The organism is Ensifer sp. GW823-FHT05D09 (assembly GCF_058795755.1).
The window spans coordinates 1-361 of the sequence record NZ_JBXAIA010000053.1 but is presented as its reverse complement, the minus strand read 5'-3'; the positions used below and the strand labels follow the sequence as shown (position 1 = coordinate 361).

The window sequence follows — 361 nt, the reverse complement described above, 5'->3', positions numbered from 1 at the left end:
TGGCTCGGGCGCCTTTATCGGCGCGGTGCACCGCATCGCAGCCCGGCTCGACGATCACTACGAGCTGGTGGCCGGCGCCCTGTCGTCGACACTGGACAGAGCCGAAAGCTCCGGCCGCGAACTCGGGCTCGATCCGTCGCGAGTCTATTCCGATTTCAAGCAGATGGCGATCCGCGAGGCCAAACTGAAGGACGGCATCGAGGCGGTGGCGATCGTCACCCCCAACCACGTGCACTATGAAGCGGCAAAAGAGTTTTTGAAGCGCGGCATCCATGTGATCTGCGACAAGCCGCTGACCTCGACGCTGTCGGATGCGAAGAAGCTGAAGAAGGCGGCCGACGACAGCGATGCGCTGTTCATA

Annotated in this window: 1 protein-coding gene; it reads left to right on the top strand. The window is 62.3% G+C overall.

Annotated elements, in window-relative coordinates; translation table 11 throughout:
* On the top strand, positions 1-361 hold a 361-nt coding region (locus AC1Q80_RS30890; protein WP_492362949.1), incomplete at both ends, for a Gfo/Idh/MocA family protein.